At 66.4% G+C, this 18,943-nt stretch carries 16 protein-coding genes; 12 read left to right on the plus strand and 4 right to left on the minus strand.

Annotation, left to right across the window (positions count from 1 at the left end; translation table 11 throughout):
- Nucleotides 1-101: 101 nt before the first annotated feature.
- Nucleotides 102-1,793, minus strand: coding sequence for an AMP-dependent synthetase/ligase (locus ACIBK2_RS01200; protein WP_396962309.1), 1,692 nt, complete (start codon nt 1,791-1,793; stop codon nt 102-104).
- An 88-nt stretch (nt 1,794-1,881) separates the two neighbouring features.
- Complete coding sequence (locus tag ACIBK2_RS01205; protein ID WP_396962311.1) at nt 1,882-2,814, minus strand: LysR family transcriptional regulator; 933 nt, start codon at nt 2,812-2,814, stop codon at nt 1,882-1,884.
- Nucleotides 2,815-3,156: 342 nt separating this feature from the next.
- Here ACIBK2_RS01205 and ACIBK2_RS01210 point away from each other — a divergent pair, with 342 nt between their 5' ends.
- The 3 genes from ACIBK2_RS01210 (at nt 3,157) to ACIBK2_RS01220 (ending at nt 5,501) form a co-directional block, all read left to right on the plus strand.
- A complete protein-coding gene (locus tag ACIBK2_RS01210; protein ID WP_396962313.1) occupies nt 3,157-4,290 on the plus strand; it encodes a BTAD domain-containing putative transcriptional regulator in 1,134 nt (377 codons plus the stop codon).
- Between the two features lie 458 nt (nt 4,291-4,748).
- Complete coding sequence (locus ACIBK2_RS01215) at nt 4,749-4,988, plus strand: hypothetical protein (protein ID WP_396962315.1); 240 nt, start codon at nt 4,749-4,751, stop codon at nt 4,986-4,988.
- 66 nt (nt 4,989-5,054) lie between these two features.
- On the plus strand, nt 5,055-5,501 hold the full coding sequence (locus ACIBK2_RS01220) for a hypothetical protein (RefSeq protein WP_396962317.1): 447 nt from the start codon (nt 5,055-5,057) through the stop codon (nt 5,499-5,501).
- Between the two features lie 74 nt (nt 5,502-5,575).
- On the opposite strand, the gene ACIBK2_RS01225 is transcribed toward ACIBK2_RS01220, so the two are convergent.
- Entirely contained in the window at nt 5,576-7,417 is a 1,842-nt protein-coding gene (locus ACIBK2_RS01225; protein ID WP_396963999.1) for an alkyl/aryl-sulfatase, read from the minus strand.
- A gap of 399 nt (nt 7,418-7,816) precedes the next feature.
- Here ACIBK2_RS01225 and ACIBK2_RS01230 point away from each other — a divergent pair, with 399 nt between their 5' ends.
- Together ACIBK2_RS01230 and ACIBK2_RS01235 are read left to right on the plus strand one after the other, a co-directional pair.
- On the plus strand, nt 7,817-8,404 hold the full coding sequence (locus ACIBK2_RS01230) for a TetR/AcrR family transcriptional regulator (protein ID WP_396962319.1): 588 nt from the start codon (nt 7,817-7,819) through the stop codon (nt 8,402-8,404).
- 78 nt (nt 8,405-8,482) lie between these two features.
- Nucleotides 8,483-8,785, plus strand: coding sequence for a hypothetical protein (locus tag ACIBK2_RS01235; RefSeq protein ID WP_396962321.1), 303 nt, complete (start codon nt 8,483-8,485; stop codon nt 8,783-8,785).
- On the opposite strand, the gene ACIBK2_RS01240 is transcribed toward ACIBK2_RS01235, so the two are convergent.
- Nucleotides 8,782-10,035 carry a PucR family transcriptional regulator gene (locus ACIBK2_RS01240; protein WP_396962323.1) on the minus strand — a complete coding sequence of 418 codons (1,254 nt, stop codon included), beginning with the start codon at nt 10,033-10,035 and terminating at the stop codon, nt 8,782-8,784. The genes ACIBK2_RS01235 and ACIBK2_RS01240 overlap by 4 nt on opposite strands.
- Before the next feature lie 127 nt (nt 10,036-10,162).
- Here ACIBK2_RS01240 and pruA point away from each other — a divergent pair, with 127 nt between their 5' ends.
- The 7 genes from pruA to ACIBK2_RS01275 all read left to right on the plus strand — a co-directional run bounded on the left by pruA (nt 10,163) and on the right by ACIBK2_RS01275 (nt 18,939).
- Nucleotides 10,163-11,800 (plus strand): L-glutamate gamma-semialdehyde dehydrogenase, encoded by a 1,638-nt coding sequence (gene pruA, locus ACIBK2_RS01245; RefSeq protein ID WP_396962325.1) that lies wholly within the window; start codon nt 10,163-10,165, stop codon nt 11,798-11,800.
- Nucleotides 11,800-12,768, plus strand: a complete 969-nt coding sequence (locus tag ACIBK2_RS01250) for a proline dehydrogenase family protein (RefSeq protein ID WP_396962327.1) — start codon at nt 11,800-11,802, stop codon at nt 12,766-12,768. The genes pruA and ACIBK2_RS01250 overlap by 1 nt, the downstream gene beginning before the upstream one ends.
- A gap of 176 nt (nt 12,769-12,944) precedes the next feature.
- On the plus strand, nt 12,945-14,381 hold the full coding sequence (locus ACIBK2_RS01255; protein WP_396962329.1) for an amino acid permease: 1,437 nt from the start codon (nt 12,945-12,947) through the stop codon (nt 14,379-14,381).
- 221 nt (nt 14,382-14,602) lie between these two features.
- The gene (locus ACIBK2_RS01260; RefSeq protein ID WP_396962331.1) at nt 14,603-15,400 is read left to right on the plus strand and encodes an NAD-dependent epimerase/dehydratase family protein; all 798 of its coding nucleotides are present in this window, start codon (nt 14,603-14,605) and stop codon (nt 15,398-15,400) included.
- Nucleotides 15,401-15,539: 139 nt separating this feature from the next.
- Nucleotides 15,540-16,940 (plus strand): sugar porter family MFS transporter, encoded by a 1,401-nt coding sequence (locus ACIBK2_RS01265; protein WP_396962333.1) that lies wholly within the window; start codon nt 15,540-15,542, stop codon nt 16,938-16,940.
- Nucleotides 16,941-16,960: 20 nt separating this feature from the next.
- Nucleotides 16,961-17,977 (plus strand): lactonase family protein, encoded by a 1,017-nt coding sequence (locus tag ACIBK2_RS01270; protein ID WP_396962335.1) that lies wholly within the window; start codon nt 16,961-16,963, stop codon nt 17,975-17,977.
- Nucleotides 17,974-18,939 carry a LysR substrate-binding domain-containing protein gene (locus ACIBK2_RS01275; protein ID WP_396962337.1) on the plus strand — a complete coding sequence of 322 codons (966 nt, stop codon included), beginning with the start codon at nt 17,974-17,976 and terminating at the stop codon, nt 18,937-18,939. Before ACIBK2_RS01270 ends, ACIBK2_RS01275 begins: the two co-directional genes overlap by 4 nt.
- The last annotated feature ends 4 nt before the right edge of the window (nt 18,940-18,943 follow it).

An 18,943-nucleotide genomic window follows, 5' to 3' on the forward strand; every position in this document is an offset into this window, starting at 1 on the left:
CGCCGGGGCGGGAACCACCGGGCGCAGCCGTAATTCATCGGGCGATTGGCACGGCCTATCTACCCAGTCCGGCTTCGGCCTGAGTCGCGCCGCTGCAGGGCTTATAGCGCGGGCTGCCGAGCCCGATAGAGAACGTCGATATCCGCGGCATACGCGGCCGCGATCGCGGCCCTGCGCAATTTCCGTGACGAAGTCAACAATCCGTCCTCGACGGTGAAATCACCGTCTACGATCCGGAATGCTCGAATCGACTCCGGCCGGGAGACAAGCGAATTCGCGTCGTCCACCGCGGACTGGATGGCGGCCGACAGATCCCGCTCGGGGCCGCCGTCGCGCCAGCGCAGCAGCTGGATCGGATCCAGGGTCACCAGGGCGGTGACGAAGTCGCGGCCGTCGCCGACCACCATGCAGTTGCTCACCAGCGGATGCAGCCGCAGCCGGTCCTCCAGCGGCGCGGGCGCGACATTCTTGCCACCCGAGGTCACCAGGATCTCCTTCTTGCGGCCGGTGATGCGCAGGTAACCGTCGGCGTCGAGTTCACCGATATCGCCGGTGCGCAACCAACCTTCGTCGTCCACGACCGACTGATCGGCGGCCGCACCCCAGTAACCGGGCGAGACGTGCGGGCCACCGACCAGCACCTCGCCGTCGCTGTCCGCGATCGCCACCGACGTGCCGGGGATCGGCCTGCCGACCGTGCCGAGGCGGTTGGTCGCCGGCGCGCTGACGGTCACCGCGGTCGCCGCCTCGGTGAGCCCGTAGCAGTTCAGCAGCACCACACCGAAACCCGCGAAGAAGCCGCTGGTCGAATCGTCGAGCGAGGCGCCGCCGGAGATGACGTAGCGCAGCCGCCCGCCCAACGCCGCGGCCACCGGATGCTCAGTGAGCTCCGGAGTGCCTTGCGCACCAAGCACTTCCAGCCCGCGCGCCACCGCCTCCTGCTCCTCGGTGCCGAATAGCATGGTGCGGCAGTATTTGCGAATTTTCTCTAGCCCAAACGGGATCAGCGCCAGGAAGGTCGGGCGCAGCGTCGGCAGCACCGGCACCAGATCCGGGATGCCGGGCAGCAGGTGGGTTTGGCTGCCGCCGACCAGGCAGGCGAACAGGATGGTCTGGCCGAACACGTGCGACAGCGGCAGGGCGAGCACGGTCGTCCCGTCGAACATGGTGCCGGTCTGGCGCACCGTGTTGGCCGAGGAGACGAACATGTTGCGGTGAGTGATCAAGCAGCCCTTGGAAACTCCGGTGGTGCCGCTGGTGTAGACGATCATGGCCAGATCCTCGGGCCGCACCGCCGCGACACGCTCCGCGAGACCGGGGTCGACCTCGCCGCCCGCCCAGGTGGCGAGCTGGGCGAAGGTCCACACCTCTCCGGCGCCCGCCGCCTGCAGCCGTTTGGCGTCGGCGTCGTCCTCGGCGGCGAAATACGCACTGCCGCTGTCGGCCAGGATGTGCTCGATCTGCGACGCCGAGGAGGTCGGGTATACCGGGACCACCACGGCGCCGAGCGCGAGCAAGGCGCAATCCAGCAGCGCCCATTCCAGGCTGGTGCGGCCGAGGATCGCGACCCGATCCCCTGCCGCCACCCCGCGCGCCGCCAGCGCCGAGGCCAGCGCGCGGGCCTGCCGATCGACGTCGGCACAGGTGAGTTGCGTTCCGTCCGCGCCACACAGCGAAAGCCGTTGCGGGTGTTCGGCGGCCGCTCCGGAAATCACCGAGTACAAACTCGCGTCGTCCGGAAGGTCGATTCCATTCTCGGTGCTGGACACCGCGGTGACAGACACTTTGTTCACAGTGTCGAATTCTGGTCGCCGACACCGAATTACAGCCCGGTCGATATCGCGGTTCCTACCGCGCGAATGTCACAGCCTATCGAAGAGACTAGGCAGACACCGCACGGGCAATATCGATGCGTGCCGACTCAGGTGATTCCACGCACTCCAGGAAAAGCGATACCGCCGGATTCGACTCGTCCGCACGCCACACCGCGTACAAATCCAAAGTCGGCACCGGATCGAGCAATTTCACTGCCACCGAACTACTCCCCGGCGCACCCATACCCATCGAAATCGCGCGCGGCAGCGAGGCGAACCCCACCAGCGGCCGCACCGAAACCATGTGTGCGGTGGCGCCGGGATCGTCCGCGGTCTGTGCGACCGAGAGGGTGATCCTGGTATCCGCCGCCGCGCGGAAGATCGAGTCGTACATGGCCGGACACTGTTCGCGCGCGAACAGCACACACTCCTGGCCCTCCAATTCGGCGAACGGCACGCCGGGCCGGTCGGCCCACCGGTGCCGCCTGCCGACCACCGCCACCAGCGGAACCCGGTGCAGCAGACGCCGATACCGGAAATCGGTGGTACTCGGGTGGCCGTACACCAACGCCAGATCGAGCGAGCCCTCGGAGAGCGCGGCCAACTGTGGCCCGGTGCGTTTCTCCCACAGCGACACCACGATGTCGGGGTGCTGCTCGGTCATCTTCGTCAAGGCCTCCGGCAGCACATGTCTGCTGGCCGGAAGGTTGTAGCCAATGTTGAGCGTGCCCGCCCGCCCCTCCGCGGTCGCCTTCGCGACCTGGGCGGCTCGGTCCATCTGGGCCACGATGATCCGGGCCTGACTCTCGAACTCCCGTCCCGCCGGGGTCAGTTTGACCTCGTGCGAGTTGCGTGCGACCAGTTGCACGCCAAGCGATTTCTCCAGCTTCTGTAGCTGGGCACTGAGACTGGGCTGCGTGAGATGCAAGCGCTGCGCTGCGCGGCCGAAATGCAGCTCTTCGGCAATCGTGATGAATGAAACCAGATGTCGGAACTCCATGCCGCCGGCTCCTTTTCCGCGTACTCCGAAAGGTAGGCCGCGTCGGGTAACCCCGGATGAACCGCGATCGCACGGATGTTGCCGGGACCGTTGCGGGCGGGTGAACTCGCCCCGGTCCGGCGGTGGCATGTGCTAAGTCGAATCCCGTGACCATCCAGCATCCCCGATCGGGCATCGGAGGGCAAGCCCCCAAGTAGCTGGGAGTGGCCGGAAAACGTTGCGGGCCAGGCACAACACCGTTGGCGAAGCCGTTTCGGCACGCGCGTTTCCCGGCCCCGGGTCGCACCGATCACCGCGTTCGCTCGGTACCGTGTGGGTGGTGTCGTGTCGGGAGGAGGGGCTATGACCGAGGGTCGCGCGCAATTCGGCGTGCTCGGTGCGGTGGAGTTGGTGATCGACGGTGTCGGGCAGGCTCTCGGTGGGCCCAAGCAGCGGGCGGTATTGGCGTATTTGGTGATCAACGCGAATCGGCCGGTGTCGGTGGAGGCGTTGGCGCAGGCGGTGTGGGAGGACAGTCCCCCGCCGGATATCCGGGTCAGCCTGCATACGATCGTCTCTAATCTGCGGAAGCCGTTGCGTGACAACGGTATCGATGCGCGTTCGGTATTGGCGCAGGTCGGTCCCGGCTATCGGGTCACGGTGGCCGAGGGCGCCAGCGATGTGCAGCGATTTCGAGAGCGTAAGGAAGCCGGGTTGCGGGCCCTGAGCGCGGGGCAATTCCGGATGGCCAGCGAGTTGCTGTCGAGTGCGCTTGGCCAGTGGCGCGGGCCGGTGCTCGCCGATCTGCGCGGGCTCGGTTTCGCCGACGGGTACGCCACCGTGCTCGACGATGACCGGCTCACCGCCATCGAGGCGCGCGCCGAGGCCGATATCGCGCAGGGACGCGCCGATGTCGTCGTGTCCGAACTCGGGCTGCTCGTGGGCGAATACCCGCTGCGCGAACCACTCTGGGCACAGTTGATCACCGCCCTGTACGTGGACGGCCGCCAGTCCGACGCGCTCGACGCGACCCGCAGGCTGCGCGCTATCCTCGCCGACCAACTCGGCATCGACCCAAGCCTGCCCATCCGCGAGCTGGAGGCGCGCATCCTGCGCCAAGATCCCCTGGACAGCCGCGCGCAGGCCGCCGCGGCCTCGATCGGCGCGACGACCATCGTCGAGCAGAGTGCCGGCGAGCAAACGGCGTTGCTGCGGGAACGCTCCGGCCAGACCTACACCGTCTCGGGCACCGTCACCCGCGTCGGGCGGCTACCGGACAATGACATCGTGCTCGAGCACGGCAAGGTCAGTCGGCATCACGCGGCGATCATGCACAACGGGATCACCTATCTGATCAAGGATCTGCTGTCCTCGAACGGGGTTTTCGTCGACGGGATGCGGATTGTCGATGCCGCTGTGCTGATCGACGGGGCGGTGATCCGGATCGGTGATTACGAGCTGACGTTCACGCTGGTGCCATTGGATTCGGCGGGCTGAGAGTCGGCCGTTGGTGCGTCGTTAGTGGACCGTTGGTGGGTGGGGCGAGAGTTGGTCTCAGCCGAGACCGGCTGGTCAACACCTGGACCGCAGACACAGTCTGTACCCCGTTCCTCGCCCCCAGCGCGCACTGCCCGCGCGCTGGGAATCCGCGGCGGTGGTCGGTTTCGGCGCTCTCTTTTGTGGGCGGCTGGCTCTCTTTGTGGACGGCTGTTCAGCGCTGTGAGGTAGGGCGCGCGGACGGCGAGGTGGTTTGCGTTGGGCGGGTTGGGGTTGGGGTGGTTCGAGTCGGGGTTGTGGCGGTTGTCGGCGGTGTTGTTGTTCGCTGACTGTAGGGCTGGACCGTTGTCGGGCGGCAGGATACGGAGGGGCGGGGCGGCGATGTCGAGGTGGTTGGGCGGGTGGTTACGGTTGGCTGCTTCGAGGTGGAAACTGTTGTCGGGGTGGGGGTTCGGGGTGTGGTCGTCGGCGAAACCGATACGGTCGGGCGCGGGCTGGTAGTCGGTGTCGGCGTGGTTACGCAGGGGTCTGAAATCGGCGATGGCCAGGGCGACGGCGACGGCGACGGCGACGGCGACGGACAGAAGGTCACGCATGGGACCGGCGTGCGGCCGCCGATATCGATCGTCACCTCGATCGATACCTCGATCTTCGGCGGCGGCGTTGTGTACGAGGAGGTCGGCACGTCCGTCGTATAGGTGGGCGTCGGTACGTCCGTCGTGGTGGTAATCGGCGGGTCGGATGTGATCGGCGGGTCTGTAGTGATGGGCACGTCAGACGTGATCGGCGGGTCAGACGTCAGCGGCGGATCAGCCGTGATCGGCGGGTCCGGAACAGGCGTGGTGTCCAACGGCTCCGTTATAGGCGCCGCGGGGTCCTGTGCGTCCGTCGGCGGCACGGGGTCCAACGGGGCGATCGGCGGATCGAGGGGAGTCGTCTCCGCACCGGGCGTACTCGAACCGGGATCCACGGGAGCAGCATCGCCGGTCGTGGTCGGCACCGCCGGAACAAGGTCGGTTGACTGGTCGCTCGTCGGATCAGGCAGGCTGATCGAGAGCGCCGACGAGTCGCCGGTCGTGTTCGGGTGCGCCGTGGTCTGCGCCGCCGACCCCGAAATCAGCAGCCCGGCCACCACTACCAACGATCCGGTGATCGGACCGGATCTGCGCATGGTTCGGGCCGCCAGCCACCACTTTCCGAGCTCTTCCTGAATTCCGAACACCGTTTGAAGCATGGCACGATGGACGGCGCCCGGCGTTCCCCAGTCGATTGGGGAGCAGACCCGTCACGGCGTGACGATGGCGAAGTTCGGGTCCGGCTTGTCGAACAGGTCCTTGAGTTTCTCGAGCGCCATGATGTCACCGTCGATGGCGATGTCACCCTTCAGCACAGCCGCTTGAAAATCTTGACCGGCCAACAGAGTTCGCGCCAACGCTCCCCTGGTCAGCGTGATCGTCGCGTCGGCGGCGGGCAGGCCGTCGTTCGGGCTGCGGTCGTAGTGGATGAGCACACCGTTGCGGAGTTCGGCGCGGTGCAGGCGGTCGTTGTCGTCGCGGAAGCGCCAGTCGGAGGTGATGGTGGTGTCCCACGCCTGGGGGCCGTTGATGCGCAAGGACATCGCGTCGAATGCTTGGTCGACGGTAAGCGCGGCGAGTAGGCCCGCCGAGGAGCCCGAGGTCGGCGTGCCGAAGGGACCGTTGCGTAGTTCGGTGGCACCGCTGAGGTAGAAGTTGCGCCACGTGGCGTTCTCCGAACCGTAGGCGAGCTGCTCGAAGATGCTGGCCTGCAAGCGCTTCGCGGTATTGTTCTGCGGATCGGCGAAGATCACGTAGTTCGCCAGCTGAGTGGCCCAGCGGTAATCGCCTGCGTCATAAGCTTTCTGCGCCTTGTTGAGCACATCGTTGGCGCCACCCATCGCCTCGACATGCCGCTTGGCGGACTCGACCGGCGGATGCTCCCACAGATGGGCAGGATTGCCGTCGAACCAACCCATGTAGCGCTGATAGATGGCCTTGACGTTGTGGCTCACCGAGCCGTAGTAGCCATGCGTGGACCAAGATTTCGTGATCGCGGGCGGCAACTGGAGCATCTCGGCGATCTCACTGCCGACGTACCCCTGGTTCAGCAGGCGCAGCGTCTGATCGTTCAAGTAGGCGTACATATCTCGCTGCACGGACAGAAACTCGACGACCTTGTCGGTGCCCCAGATCGGCCAATGATGCGAGGAGAACACCAGATCCGCGTTCCGGGCGTACAGGTTGATCGACTCGGTCAGATACCTCGACCACACGTGCGGGTCGCGCACCAGCGCACCGCGCAAGGTGAGCAGGTTATGCATGGTATGCGTGGCGTTCTCGGCCATGCACAAGATCCGGCGATCCGGGAAATAGAAGTTCATCTCCGACGGCGCCTCGGTGCCCGGCGTCAACTGGAACACCATCCGCACGCCATCGATCATCTCTTCCTGCCCCGTGCGGGTGATATCGCGCGTCGGCTCGAGCAACGTGATGGTGCCGACCGAGGTGGTCTGCCCCAATCCCGCCCCGATCTGCCCCTTCGGCCCGCGAGGCAGCGCGGCCCCGTACATGTACGCCGCACGCCGCGCCATCGCCGTCCCCGCGTAAATGTTTTCCGACACAGCATGTTCCAGGAACCCCGACGGTGCCAGCACAGGGCAGCGCCCCGCCGCCACGTCCTCCTTCGTCGTGACCCCGAGCGTGCCACCGAAGTGGTCGACATGAGCATGGCTGTAGATCAGCCCGGTCACCGGCCGATCGCCACGATGCTTCCGATACAGCGCCAACCCCGCGGCCGCCGTCTCCGTCGACACCAGCGGATCGATGACGACGACACCCGTATTGCCTTCGACCAGTGTCATATTCGACAGATCCAGCCCACGGACCTGATAAAAGCCCGGCGCGATCTCATACAGCCCCTGCTTGGCGGTCAGCTGCGACTGCCGCCACAAACTCGGATTCACCGACAGCGGACAGGGTTCCCGCAAGAAACCATAGGAGTCGTTGTCCCACACCACCTTCCCCGTGGCATCCTGGACGACCCCCGGTTCGAGCGACGCGATCCACCCACGGTCAGCATCCGCGAAATCGGTGACATCGAAAAACGGCATCGCCCCCGCGACCCCCTTGTTCGCCTCGGCAATATGCCCACTCGGCTCGACCGGCGTCGCCGACGGATTCAACTCCACCGAATCCCCGCACCCACTCAACCCGACCCCGGTCCCCGCCACCGCCAACGCGGCAGCCCCGACACCGAACACACCACGCCGAGAAACCCGCGCTACCGAGCCTTTCTCCTGCTCACCATCCACGTTGCCGCTCCCATCTCATCTCGCGCCCACGACAGACCGACCGCCAACAGGCGCGACCGACCCTACCCACTATTGCAGTCATACTGCAATAGTGGGAGCATGTGATGGGATGACCCCCATGAGTGAGCGCAGCGAGCGAACAATAGGCACAGCTGAGCACTCGCTCGTGCCGGAGCCGAGCGCTAGCGAGGCGCAGGCATGAGTGAGGCGACCCGACCCCGGCGGCGACGCAACCCCGAACAAACCCGTCGCGCCATCGTCGACGCCCTCCTGTCCCTCGTCATCGACGGCGAAACAGACCCCACAACCAAGAGCATCGCCACCCGCGCCGGCGTCTCCGAACGCAGCATTTTCGTCCACTTCCCCGGCCGCGATGACCTCCGCATCGCCGCCGTAGACCAACAATCCGCAGACGTCGAAGCCCTCATCGAACATCCAGACCCGGCCCTCCCCCTCGCCGACCGCATCGACGCGGCGGTCCGTCAGGGTGCGGCGATCTTCGCGCTCCAACGCAATCCCCGCGTCCTCGGCCTACTGGAATCCCAACGCATCCCAGCCATCGACCAACGAATGCGACTGACAGACAACCGCATCCGCGAGGCCCTAGCCCAAACCTTCGCCCCCGAACTCCCGCCCCACGACCCCCGCCTAGACCTCCTCGAAGCCACCCTCGCCTGGCCCCTCTGCCACCACCTGATCGACCGCCGAGGTCTCTCCCCCGAGGCGGCCTCCACCGCCATCCGCCAAGCCGTCCAAGCCCTCCTCACCCAGCCGCATCAGTCCTGACCAACAGCCCGGATCAGTTGCGTGGACGGGGCTGGTGGGGCCGGGTAGGGTCTTGCCATTCTGATGAGGAGATCGGGCATGAAAATCGTTGGGTTGCTGGCTATTGGGGTTGCATTGGTGCTTTCCGGTTGTAGTTCGTCGGGGGGTTCGGATGCGAAACCGAGTAGTCCTCCGTTGAATGCGGAGGTGCGCGGGAAGTCGTGCCAGAACTATCTGCCGGTGCTCAGCAAGCTGAAGGAAGTCAGTCAGGAGTCGGCGAATAAGACTGCGGAGGAGACGATTACGATGCTGCCGCAGTCAGCGCAATGGCCCGCGCTGAGCGAGGTAGACCGGCAATCGACGATCGCCGGAATTCGGGACGCGGCCACGGGGAAGTGCTAGCGCGGACCGCCCTCGCGGCCGTGCGCGCGCCGGTGCAATGCGAGTTGGATTTCCAATAGCAGGCGATCGGCGGGGTCGGTGAGGTCTATGCGGAGGATCTCTTCGACCCGACGGATGCGGTAGCGCAACGTATTCGGGTGGATCTGCAGGGCGGTGGCGGCATTGCGGACGTCGCCGTGCTCGCGCAGATAGATGTCGACGCTCTCGCGCAGATTCGCCGAATGCTTGCGGTCGTAGTCGGAGAGTGCGCGCAGCCGAGGGTCGTGCAACTCGGGCCGGGTACCGACGAGGTCGAGGATCTCGCCGAGCAGCACGACGGTGCGAGAGTCGGCGAGGGTGGTGACCCGCCCACGCGGATAGGTGGCGACGGTGCTGTCGAGGACGCGATCAACCTCGCGCCGCGCATCGGCGACACTGCCCAGGTCGGGCACCGGACAGGCGATGGCCGCGCGAAGTGCCAGCGCGCGTTTGGATTCGAGCTGCTCGACCAGTTGGCGCGTCCACGCGGTAACGGCATGCGCGGCCTTATAACTGGGCAGCAGGACATAAACACGGTCACCGAGCGTGGCCGTCACCGAGTCGTTGCGAAATGAGCTGGCACGCAAGCGAAGCATGTTGCCCAGCGCCGAAGGTTCGGTGGCAGGCGCGGTTTCGGTGGCGGTGAGCGCGAACCCGACCACGGCGGCCGGACCGGTCAACGGCAGGTTCAGCGCATTGGCTACCGACGCCACATCGACCGAACCGCCCTCACCGAACAGCCGCTGCACCAGCAACGCCTCGGTGGACGGCGCATCGAGACTGCGTGAAATGAGCCGAGCCGCAATGGCCGAGGCCCCGCGCAGGATCTCGGCGGCATCCGGTTTGAACGGCTGATCCCCCTGCTGCAACCAGATCGTGCCGAGCACCCGCGGCGCCCGCGCGGCACCGTCGGCGGGATGCCGGACGCTCACCGCGAGCCTGCGTTTGATGTTCAGCTCTTCGGCCGCAGGCACATCGATCACCTCATCGGTGCGCCGCAACCGGTCGAACACGCCCCACTTGCGCAGCACCGCCAGGTACTCGCGCGGCCCCTCCCGACCCAGGATCGACATCACCCGCATCTGGTCCGCCGCCTCGTCCGAGGCGGAATAGGCCAGCACATGCGACTGCGGGTCCTCGATCGACACCATGCCACCCGCGTTCTGCGCAACGATCTGCGCCAAACCGAACAGGTCGATGTCCGCGGCAACAAGCCCACTATCAACAGCCACGACTACGCCTTTCGGCCAACTCGACAACACACTCATCCCATCTTTGTCCTTTTAGCCCATTTCCCGGGCACTTTTCCGGTGTTGACTTCGGCTGACCTCAGTATTGCCACATCCAGCAGGAGGAACTATGGACGCCATCGTGTCCACACCGCGGCCGGTCAACGAGCCGGTTGGCACGTTCGCCCCCGGTAGTGCGGAACGTACACGGTTGCAGGCGAAACTGGCCGAGCTCGGCGCGACCCCGACCGAGGTGCACCACGTTATAGCGGGCGAGCACCGGCGCAGTTCGGGCAAGACGATCAAGGTCGTGCAGCCGCACAAGCATGCCGCCGTGCTCGGCACCCTCACCACCGCGAAGCCCAGTGACGTGCAGGACGCGATCACCGCGGCCACCGACGCGGCACCCGCGTGGCGTGCGCTGTCGTTCGAGGACCGGGCCGCGGTGTTCCTGCGCGCCGCCGACCTGCTGGCCGGCCCGTGGCGCGAAACCATCGCCGCCGCAACCATGCTCGGCCAGTCGAAGACCGCGTACCAGGCCGAGATCGACAGCCCGTGCGAACTGGTCGACTTCTGGCGCTTCAACGTGCATTTCGCGCGGCAGATCCTGGCCGACCAGCCGATCTCCTCCCCTGGCGTGTGGAACAAGGTCGAATACCGTCCGCTGGACGGCTTCGTCTACGCGATCACCCCGTTCAACTTCACCGCCATCGCGGGCAACCTGCCCACCGCGCCCGCGCTGATGGGCAACACCGTGGTCTGGAAGCCCGCGATGACCCAGTCGGTCGCCGCGTACTGGACGATGAAACTCCTCGAAGCGGCCGGCCTGCCCCCCGGCGTCATCAACCTGGTCAACGGAGCGGGCCCCAAGGTCTCCGACGTCGCGCTCGCGGACCCGCGCCTGGCGGGCATCCACTTCACCGGTTCCACCGCGACGTTCCAGCACCTGTGGCGCTCGGTCGCGGCGAACATCACCGACTACAACTCCTACCCGCGCCTGGTCGGCGAGACCGGCGGCAAGGACTTCGTCGTCGCGCACAGCTCCGCCGATCCCGACGTGCTCACCACCGCGCTGATCCGCGGCGCGTTCGACTACCAGGGCCAGAAGTGCTCGGCCGCGTCGCGCGCGTTCATCCCGAAGTCGGTGTGGGCCAAGATGGGTCGCGAATTCGTCGACAAGGTCGCCACGCTGACCTACGGCGACGTCACCGACTTCAGCAACTACGGCGGCGCGCTGATCGACAAGCGCGCCTTCGACAAGAACGCCGAGGCCATCGCCCGTGCGAAGGCCACGCCGAGCCTGTCGATCGCCGCGGGCGGCCACGCCGACGACTCGGTCGGCTACTTCGTCGACCCGACCGTGCTGCTCGGCGAGGACCCGACCGACGAGGCGTTCAGCACCGAGTACTTCGGCCCGATCCTGTCCGTGCACGTCTACGACGACTCGGCCCGCAGCTCCTTCGAGCAGACCCTCGACCTGGTCGACAAGGGCTCGCCGTACGCGCTGACCGGCGCGATCATCGCCGACGACCGCACCGCGATCGCCAAGGCGACCGAGGGCCTGCGCTTCGCCGCTGGCAACTTCTACATCAACGACAAGCCCACCGGCGCGGTCGTCGGCCAGCAGCCGTTCGGCGGGTCGCGCGCCTCCGGCACCAACGACAAGGCAGGCTCGCCACAGAACCTGCTGCGCTGGACCTCCGCTCGCACCATCAAGGAAACGTTCGTCCCGGCGACCGATCACCGCTACCCGCACCAGGAGCTCTGATGGCCTTCTCCGCGCTGCTGCGCCCCGCCATGCTGGCCGCGTCCCGCTCGCCGCGCATGGAACGCACCATCACCAAGATTCCGGCGACCAAGAAACTGGTCGACCGGTTCGTCGCGGGTGACTCCGCGGATCAGGCGGTGGCCGCGGTCGAGGCCCTGCTCGGCTCCGGCCGGTACGTCACCATCGACTACCTCGGCGAGGACACCACCGAGATCGAGCAGGCCCGCACCACCGTCACGCACTACCTGCACATGCTGTCCGCACTGAGTCAGCTGCATGTCGAGGTGGAGACAGAATCGGTTCGGCCGCTGGAGGTTTCGCTCAAGCTGTCGGCGCTCGGCCAGTCGCTGCCGCAGGACGGGCACGCGATCGCGCTCGAGCACGCGCACCGGATCTGCGCGGCGGCCGCGGAGGCGGGTGTGTGGGTGAACATCGACGCCGAGGACCACACGACCACCGACTCCACCCTGGGCATCGTGCGCGAACTGCGCCGCGACTTCCCCAGCCTCGGCACCGTGTTGCAGGCGTACCTGCGGCGCACCGAGGGCGACTGCCGGGACATGTCGGGCTACGGGTCACGCATCCGGTTGTGCAAGGGCGCCTATAAGGAACCGGCGTCCGTCGCGTTCCAGAGTCGCACCGAGGTCGATTCGTCGTACCTGCGCTGCCTGCGCGTCCTGATGCTCGGCGACGGCTACCCGATGGTCGCGACGCACGATCCGGCGCTCATCGAGGCCGCGCAGCGGTGCGTCGAGACGACCCACCGCAAGCCGGACGAGTTCGAGTTCCAGATGCTGTACGGCATCCGCGACGCCGAGCAGCGCAGGCTGGTCGAGGAGCACAACCATCTGCGGGTCTACGTGCCCTACGGCGACCAGTGGTACGGCTACTTCATGCGCAGGTTGGCGGAGCGTCCGGCCAATGTCGCGTTCTTCCTGCGCTCGCTGAAGCCCGGTAGCCAGCGGTGACGGACGGCGGCTACGTCGCTTAGCGCGAGGCCGCCCGTCCGGTTGGCCAACCACGCTGAACAATATTTGGCCAACTCGCCGATCACAGTCGCGCTGTGGTCGTATTTAGTAACCACAGCTCGAAGTGTGATCTGCGTTACGCATTGTCGCGTGGCGCGGAGGACGAAAGGAACAACATGTCCATCGCGGAGTTGCGCGGCCAAATGCTGCGCCGCAAACCCATGGGGCAGGTCGATGACGATGGCCCTGCCGATGAACAGCTGTCGCGGTCGCTCGGCCTGTGGCAGCTGACGGCGATCGGCGTCGGTGGCATCATCGGCGCGGGCATCTTCACGCTCGCCGGCGCGGTCGCGCACTCCGTCACCGGTCCTTCGGTGCTGATCTCGTTCCTGATCGCCGGTGTCGCCAGCGCGGCGGCGGCGCTCTGCTACGCCGAGTTCGCCGGGATGGTGCCGAAGGCCGGTTCGGCCTACACCTACGGTTACGTCTCGCTCGGTGAGATCGCGGGCTGGTTCATCGGCTGGGATCTGCTGCTGGAGTACATCGCGGTGGCGGCGGTGGTCGCGATCGGCGTGTCCGGCTACTTCCGCTTCCTGCTCGGTCAGGTGGATATCACGCTGCCGGACTGGATGATGGGCGCGCACGGCACCGGAAACGGCCACGTGGTGGACGTTTTCGCGATGCTGTTCTGTCTCGGCACCGCGTGGCTGCTCTCGCGTGGCATCAAGAGCGTCGGCCGGTTCGAGACCATCGCGGTGGGCATCAAGGTGGCCCTGGTGGCGCTGATCGTGGTGCTCGGTGTGTTCCACATCGACAGCGCGAACTACACGCCGTACTTCCCGTTCGGCCAGGGCGCGGTGTGGACCGGCGCGGCCACCGTGTTCTTCGCGGTGTTCGGCTACGACGCGATGAGCACGGCCGCCGAGGAATCGATCGACGGCAAGAAGCATCTGCCGAAGGCCATCCTCTACTCGCTGGCCATCGCGATGGTGCTGTACGTGCTGGCGACGCTGGTGTTGACCGGTATGCAGAAGTACACCGAGATCAGCCCGACCAGCGGCTTCTCCACTGCATTCGAATCCGTTGGCATGCCGGGCATCGCGAACATCATCGCGATCGGCGCGATCGTCGGCATCGTCACCGTGGTGCTCACTTTCATGCTCGGCGTGACGCGCGTCTGGTACGCGATGAGCCGCGACGGGCTGCTGCCGGAGTGGTTCGCCAAGACGCATCCGGTGCGCAAGGTGCCGACCAGGGTGACCTGGATCGTCGGCATCGGTGCCGCGGTAATGGCGGGTCTGCTCGACATCACCGTGGTCGCCGAGCTCACCAATATCGGCATCCTGATGGCCTTCATCGTCGTGTCGGTGGCGGTGATCGTGTTGCGGCGCACCAGGCCCGACGAGCCGCGCGAGTTCAAGCTGCCGTTCATGCCGGTGGTTCCGCTGATCGGCATCGGGTTCTCGCTGTATCTGATCTGGTCGCTGCCGTGGCAGACCTGGGTGCGGTTCCTGGTCTGGCTGGTGGTCGGGTTGGTCGTGTACTTCACCTACTCGCGCACGCATTCCAAGTTGGAGCGCACGGGTTCGGCGGATACCGCCGAGGTCGGCTGAGGGATTCCGAGGGGCACTGACGCCAGTCCCTCGGGCCGGTTGGGTGGGTTGGCCAAATGGCCGATCCACCCAGCCTTGTTTCCGGAGCCAAAGTGATACTCGGCTGGCATCAGTCGATATCGAAAGGGTGTTGGACAGGCATCAGTCCAGCGCCTTAGCCTTCTGACACGTCACACGGAGAGTGATCCACCCCACACTCGCCGCTGGACACAGGAGGACTGATGGTTCGAATTCTGATCACCGGTGCGGGCGGCGGCATCGGCACGCTGATGCGGCCGCGACTACGTCGCCCCGATCGCATCTTGCGCTTGCTGGATCTGACCGAACTCCCCGCTCCCACAACCGATGAGCGGGTCGAGATCGTCACCGGGTCGCTCACCGACTCCGACACCATGGCGGCCGCCTGCCGGGATGTCGATGCGATCATCCATCTCGGCGGGATCAGTCGCGAGGACAGCTGGGAGCGGGTGCTCGCGGTGAATGTCGATGGGACACATACGGTTCTGGAGGCCGCGCGGCAGGCTGGTATCTCGCGGGTCGTGCTGGCGTCGAGCAATCACGCTGTGGGATACCGGGCTGTCGGCGAGGCCGGGCCGGATGGCATTGCGGGAGAAGCACCCTCGCGGCCCGATACCTACTACGGGTTCAGCAAAGCGGCGATCGAATCGCTGGGCAGTCTCTACCACTCCCGGTTCGGCATGGACGTGATCTGCATTCGGATCGGGTCGTGCTTCGAGCGGCCGAATGATGTTCGCGGACTGTCGATGTGGCTGTCGCCCGACGACGGCGCGCGATTGTTCGAGGCGTGCCTGAGCACGGAAAGTCCTGGCTTCCGGGTGATTTGGGGCGTATCGAAGAATACCCGCGCGGTCGTGTCGCTGCGTGAGGCCGAGGCGCTCGGCTACCGCAGTCTGGACGATGCCGAGAAATTCGCGGCGGAGATTCCCGCCGGAACCGGGCCGACATTCATCGGCGGCGCATTTCTCGATACTCCGCTGGGCACACCGAATCCGCTCTGACAGCGGAGCCCTCTTCTGTGGCACCGGTACTCGAAACGCATAGCGCGATACCGAGTTCGCATCACGTTTTCCCGCAATACCGCCCGCTCAGCGTGTGACGCTGAGGGCACTTGCTCGACCGCGAAAGAAGCGCAGCACAATGCCAGATAAATCCACGGTGCAGGCCCGGAAATCCGCCCTCGGCACCAATGTTCATTTCCTCTATTTCTTCGGCGCGCTCGGCGGCATCCTGTTCGGCTACGACCTCGGTGTCATCTCCGGAGTGCTGTTGTTCATCAAGGACGCCTGGGAGCTGACCTCGGTGACCAAGGGCGTGATCGGCGGTTGCCTGGCCGCGGGCGCGATCATCGGCGCGGCCATCGCGGGCCGGATCACCGATCGGCTCGGCAGACGGCGCACCATCATGATCGCCGCAGTGGTGTTCGGTATCGGCGCGCTCGGCTGCGCGGCGGCACCGAATGTGACCGCGCTGGTGATCGCCCGGTTCATCACCGGCATCGCGGTCGGTTGTTCCTCCGCGACGGTGCCCACCTATCTGTCGGAGCTGGCGCCGACCAGGGCACGTGGCGCGTTGTCGACCTTGAACCAATTGATGATCGTCTCCGGCATTCTCATCGCGTATATCGTCGACTGGGCGTTGTCCGGATCGGGGAACTGGCGCTTGATGTTCGGTCTCGCCGCGATTCCCGCCGTGGTGCTGTTCTTCGGCCTGACGGTGCTGCCGGAGACCCCGCGCTGGCTGGTGAAGGCGGGTCGCGAGGACGAGGCGCGGGCCGTGCTGGCGGGCACCCATCGGTCCAACGAGATCGACGCCGAACTCAACAGCATCCGCGCGGTCAACCAGTTGGACGTGCAGCAGAAGGGCCGCCTGCGCGACCTATGGGCACCGTGGGCCAGGCCCGCATTGGTCGTCGCGCTCATTCTGGCTGTCGGCCAGCAGTTCTCCGGCGTGAACGCGGTAAACCTCTACGCGCCAACGATGTTCACCGATCTCGGCTTCGGCAACTCGACCTCGCTACTCGCGGCCATCGTGCTCGGTGTGGTGAAGGTGGCGTTCACCGCGTGGGTGATCTTCGTGGTCGACCGATGGGGTCGTAAACCGTTGTTGCTGCTCGGCAATGTCTGCATGGCGTTGTCGCTGTTCCTGCTCGGCGTCATCGTGCTCACCGTGGACAATCACACGGTCACCGGCCTGACCACGCTGATCTTGCTCAACGTCTATCTGGCCGGTTACGAACTCGGCTGGGGTGCGGTGGTCTGGGTGATGATGGCGGAGGTCTTCCCGCTGCGCGTGCGCGGCGTCGGCATGGGGGTCGGCAGCGTGGTGCTGTGGAGTTCGACGTTCGCCATCACCTTCCTGTTCCCCGTGATGAACGACCATCTCGGCCTTGCCAAGTCAGCCTGGTGCTTCGCCGGTGTCAGCGTGGTGTTGTTCGTGCTGGTGCAGCGGTTCGTGCCGGAGACCAACGGGCGCAGCCTGGAGCAGATCGAGCTCGATCTGCGGGCCAGGGTCGGTGGGCGCGCCACGGAGCAGGCGTGATCCGGGTGCACACAGCCGAGATGTCCAGCGTTGTCTATGTATCCAATGCCGACAGTCGCGAGATCTCGGTGCTGCGGCTCGATGCCACCGGCGTGCTCACGCCGGTGGGGCCGGTCCCGGTGGACGGGACGGTGATGCCGTTGGCGGTCAGCCCGGACCGCCGGTTTCTCTACGCCGGACTGCGCTCGGAACCGTTCTCGGTCAAGGCTTTTGCCATCGACCCGGTTACGGGTTGGCCGACGCTGTTGTCCACCACACCACTACCGGACAACATGGCCTACCTCGCCACCGACCGGGCCGGGCGGTTCCTGTTCAGCGCCTCCTACGGCGGCGACAAGATCGCGGTCAATCCGATCTCGTGGCATGGCACGGTGGAGGTGCCACCGACCGAGGTCATCAGCACTGCGCCGCATGCGCATTCGATCGTCGCCGATCCGTCGAACCGCCATGTGTTCGTTGCGGTTCTCGGCGGGGACCACATCCTGCAATACCGGTTCGACGCCACCTCCGGCAGGCTGATGCCCAACCACCCCGCGGCCGTCGGAACCGAACTCGGTGCGGGACCGCGACATATCGTCTTCCACCCGAGCGGCCGCGTCGCCTTCGCGACGAACGAGCTCGACGGAACGCTCAGCAGCTACCTGTTCGATCCGCCGACCGGCACGCTCACGCCGATGTCCTCGATATCCCTACTGCCAGCAGGCTTTTCCGGCAGTCCATGGACCTCGGACGTGCACGTCACGCCCGACGGCCGCTATGTCTATGTGTCCGAACGAACGTCGGACACCCTCATCGGATTCCGCGTCGACGGCACACCCGGCGCGCTCGAACTCCTCGGGCATACCCTCACCGAGACCCAGCCGCGCGGTTTCGCCATCGATCCACCCGGCCGCTTCCTGGTGGCGGCAGGCCAGAAGTCCAACGCCATCACGAGCTACGCCATCGACCACGACACCGGCGCGCTCACGGCACTGCAGCGTGTCCCGGTCGGCCGCAACCCCACCTGGGTCGAGATCATCGACCTGCCCGCCGCATGACCCGCCACGTCGACGACGCCCGCCCGTGGCTGCGCGATTACCCGCATCATCGCCCCGAGGCAGGCAGGCTGGCAGCCATGGTCTCACTGGAACAGGTGCGCGGGTTCGTCATGGTCGCCGACGAGGGCAGCTTCCGCCGGGCGGCTGAGCGGCTCCGGATGACCCAGCCGCCGCTGAGCAGGCAGATCCAGAAACTCGAGCGCGATATCGGGGTCGAGCTGTTCGACCGCAGTCAGCGGCAGGCACAGCTGACCCCGGCGGGCGAGGTGTTCCTGATCGAGGCACGCAGGCTGCTCGCGCTCGCCGAGGGCGCGCCGGGCACCGCGCGGCTGGTCGCGGCGGGCGGCGCGGGCACGGTGCGGATCGGCTTCACCGCGGCGTCCGGGTTCGGCTTCCTCGGCCGGTTCCTCAACCACATCGAGCAGGGCCTGCCCGGTGTGGAGGTGGTGCTGCGCGAGATGGTGAGCTCGGATCAGTTCGAGAACCTGCGCAGCGGCAAGCTGGACCTGGCGCTGGCCCGGCCGCCCTTCGACCGCACCGAGTTCGACTGCGAGCTGGTGCATTCCGAACGGCTCATGCTCGCACTGCCCGACGGGCATCGGCTCGCCGCCGACGGCCCGATCGCGGTCGAGGCGCTCGGCGGCGAGACGCTGCTGGTGTACGCGCCCGGCCCGGCCCGGTATTTCGCCGATCTGGTCGCGGGAATCCTTGCGGCCGTGCCCTATACGTCGACGCACGAGCTGACCCAGGTGCACACCATGCTGGCGCTGGTCGCCGCGGGCCGTGGCCTGGCGCTGGTGCCGGAGACGGCCAGTCATCTGCACCCCGACGGCGTGCGGTTCCGGCCGCTCGACGGCGTCGACGATCCGGTTGTCCTGTACGCGGTGTGGCGGCGCACCTGCGCGAACCCGGCGTTGCCTCGGGTCGTGCGGTTGCTCGACTCGCTGCCACCCGCTCCTTGAAAGG

It is taken from the genome of Nocardia sp. NPDC050175, assembly GCF_044459885.1.
Classification (GTDB): domain Bacteria; phylum Actinomycetota; class Actinomycetes; order Mycobacteriales; family Mycobacteriaceae; genus Nocardia.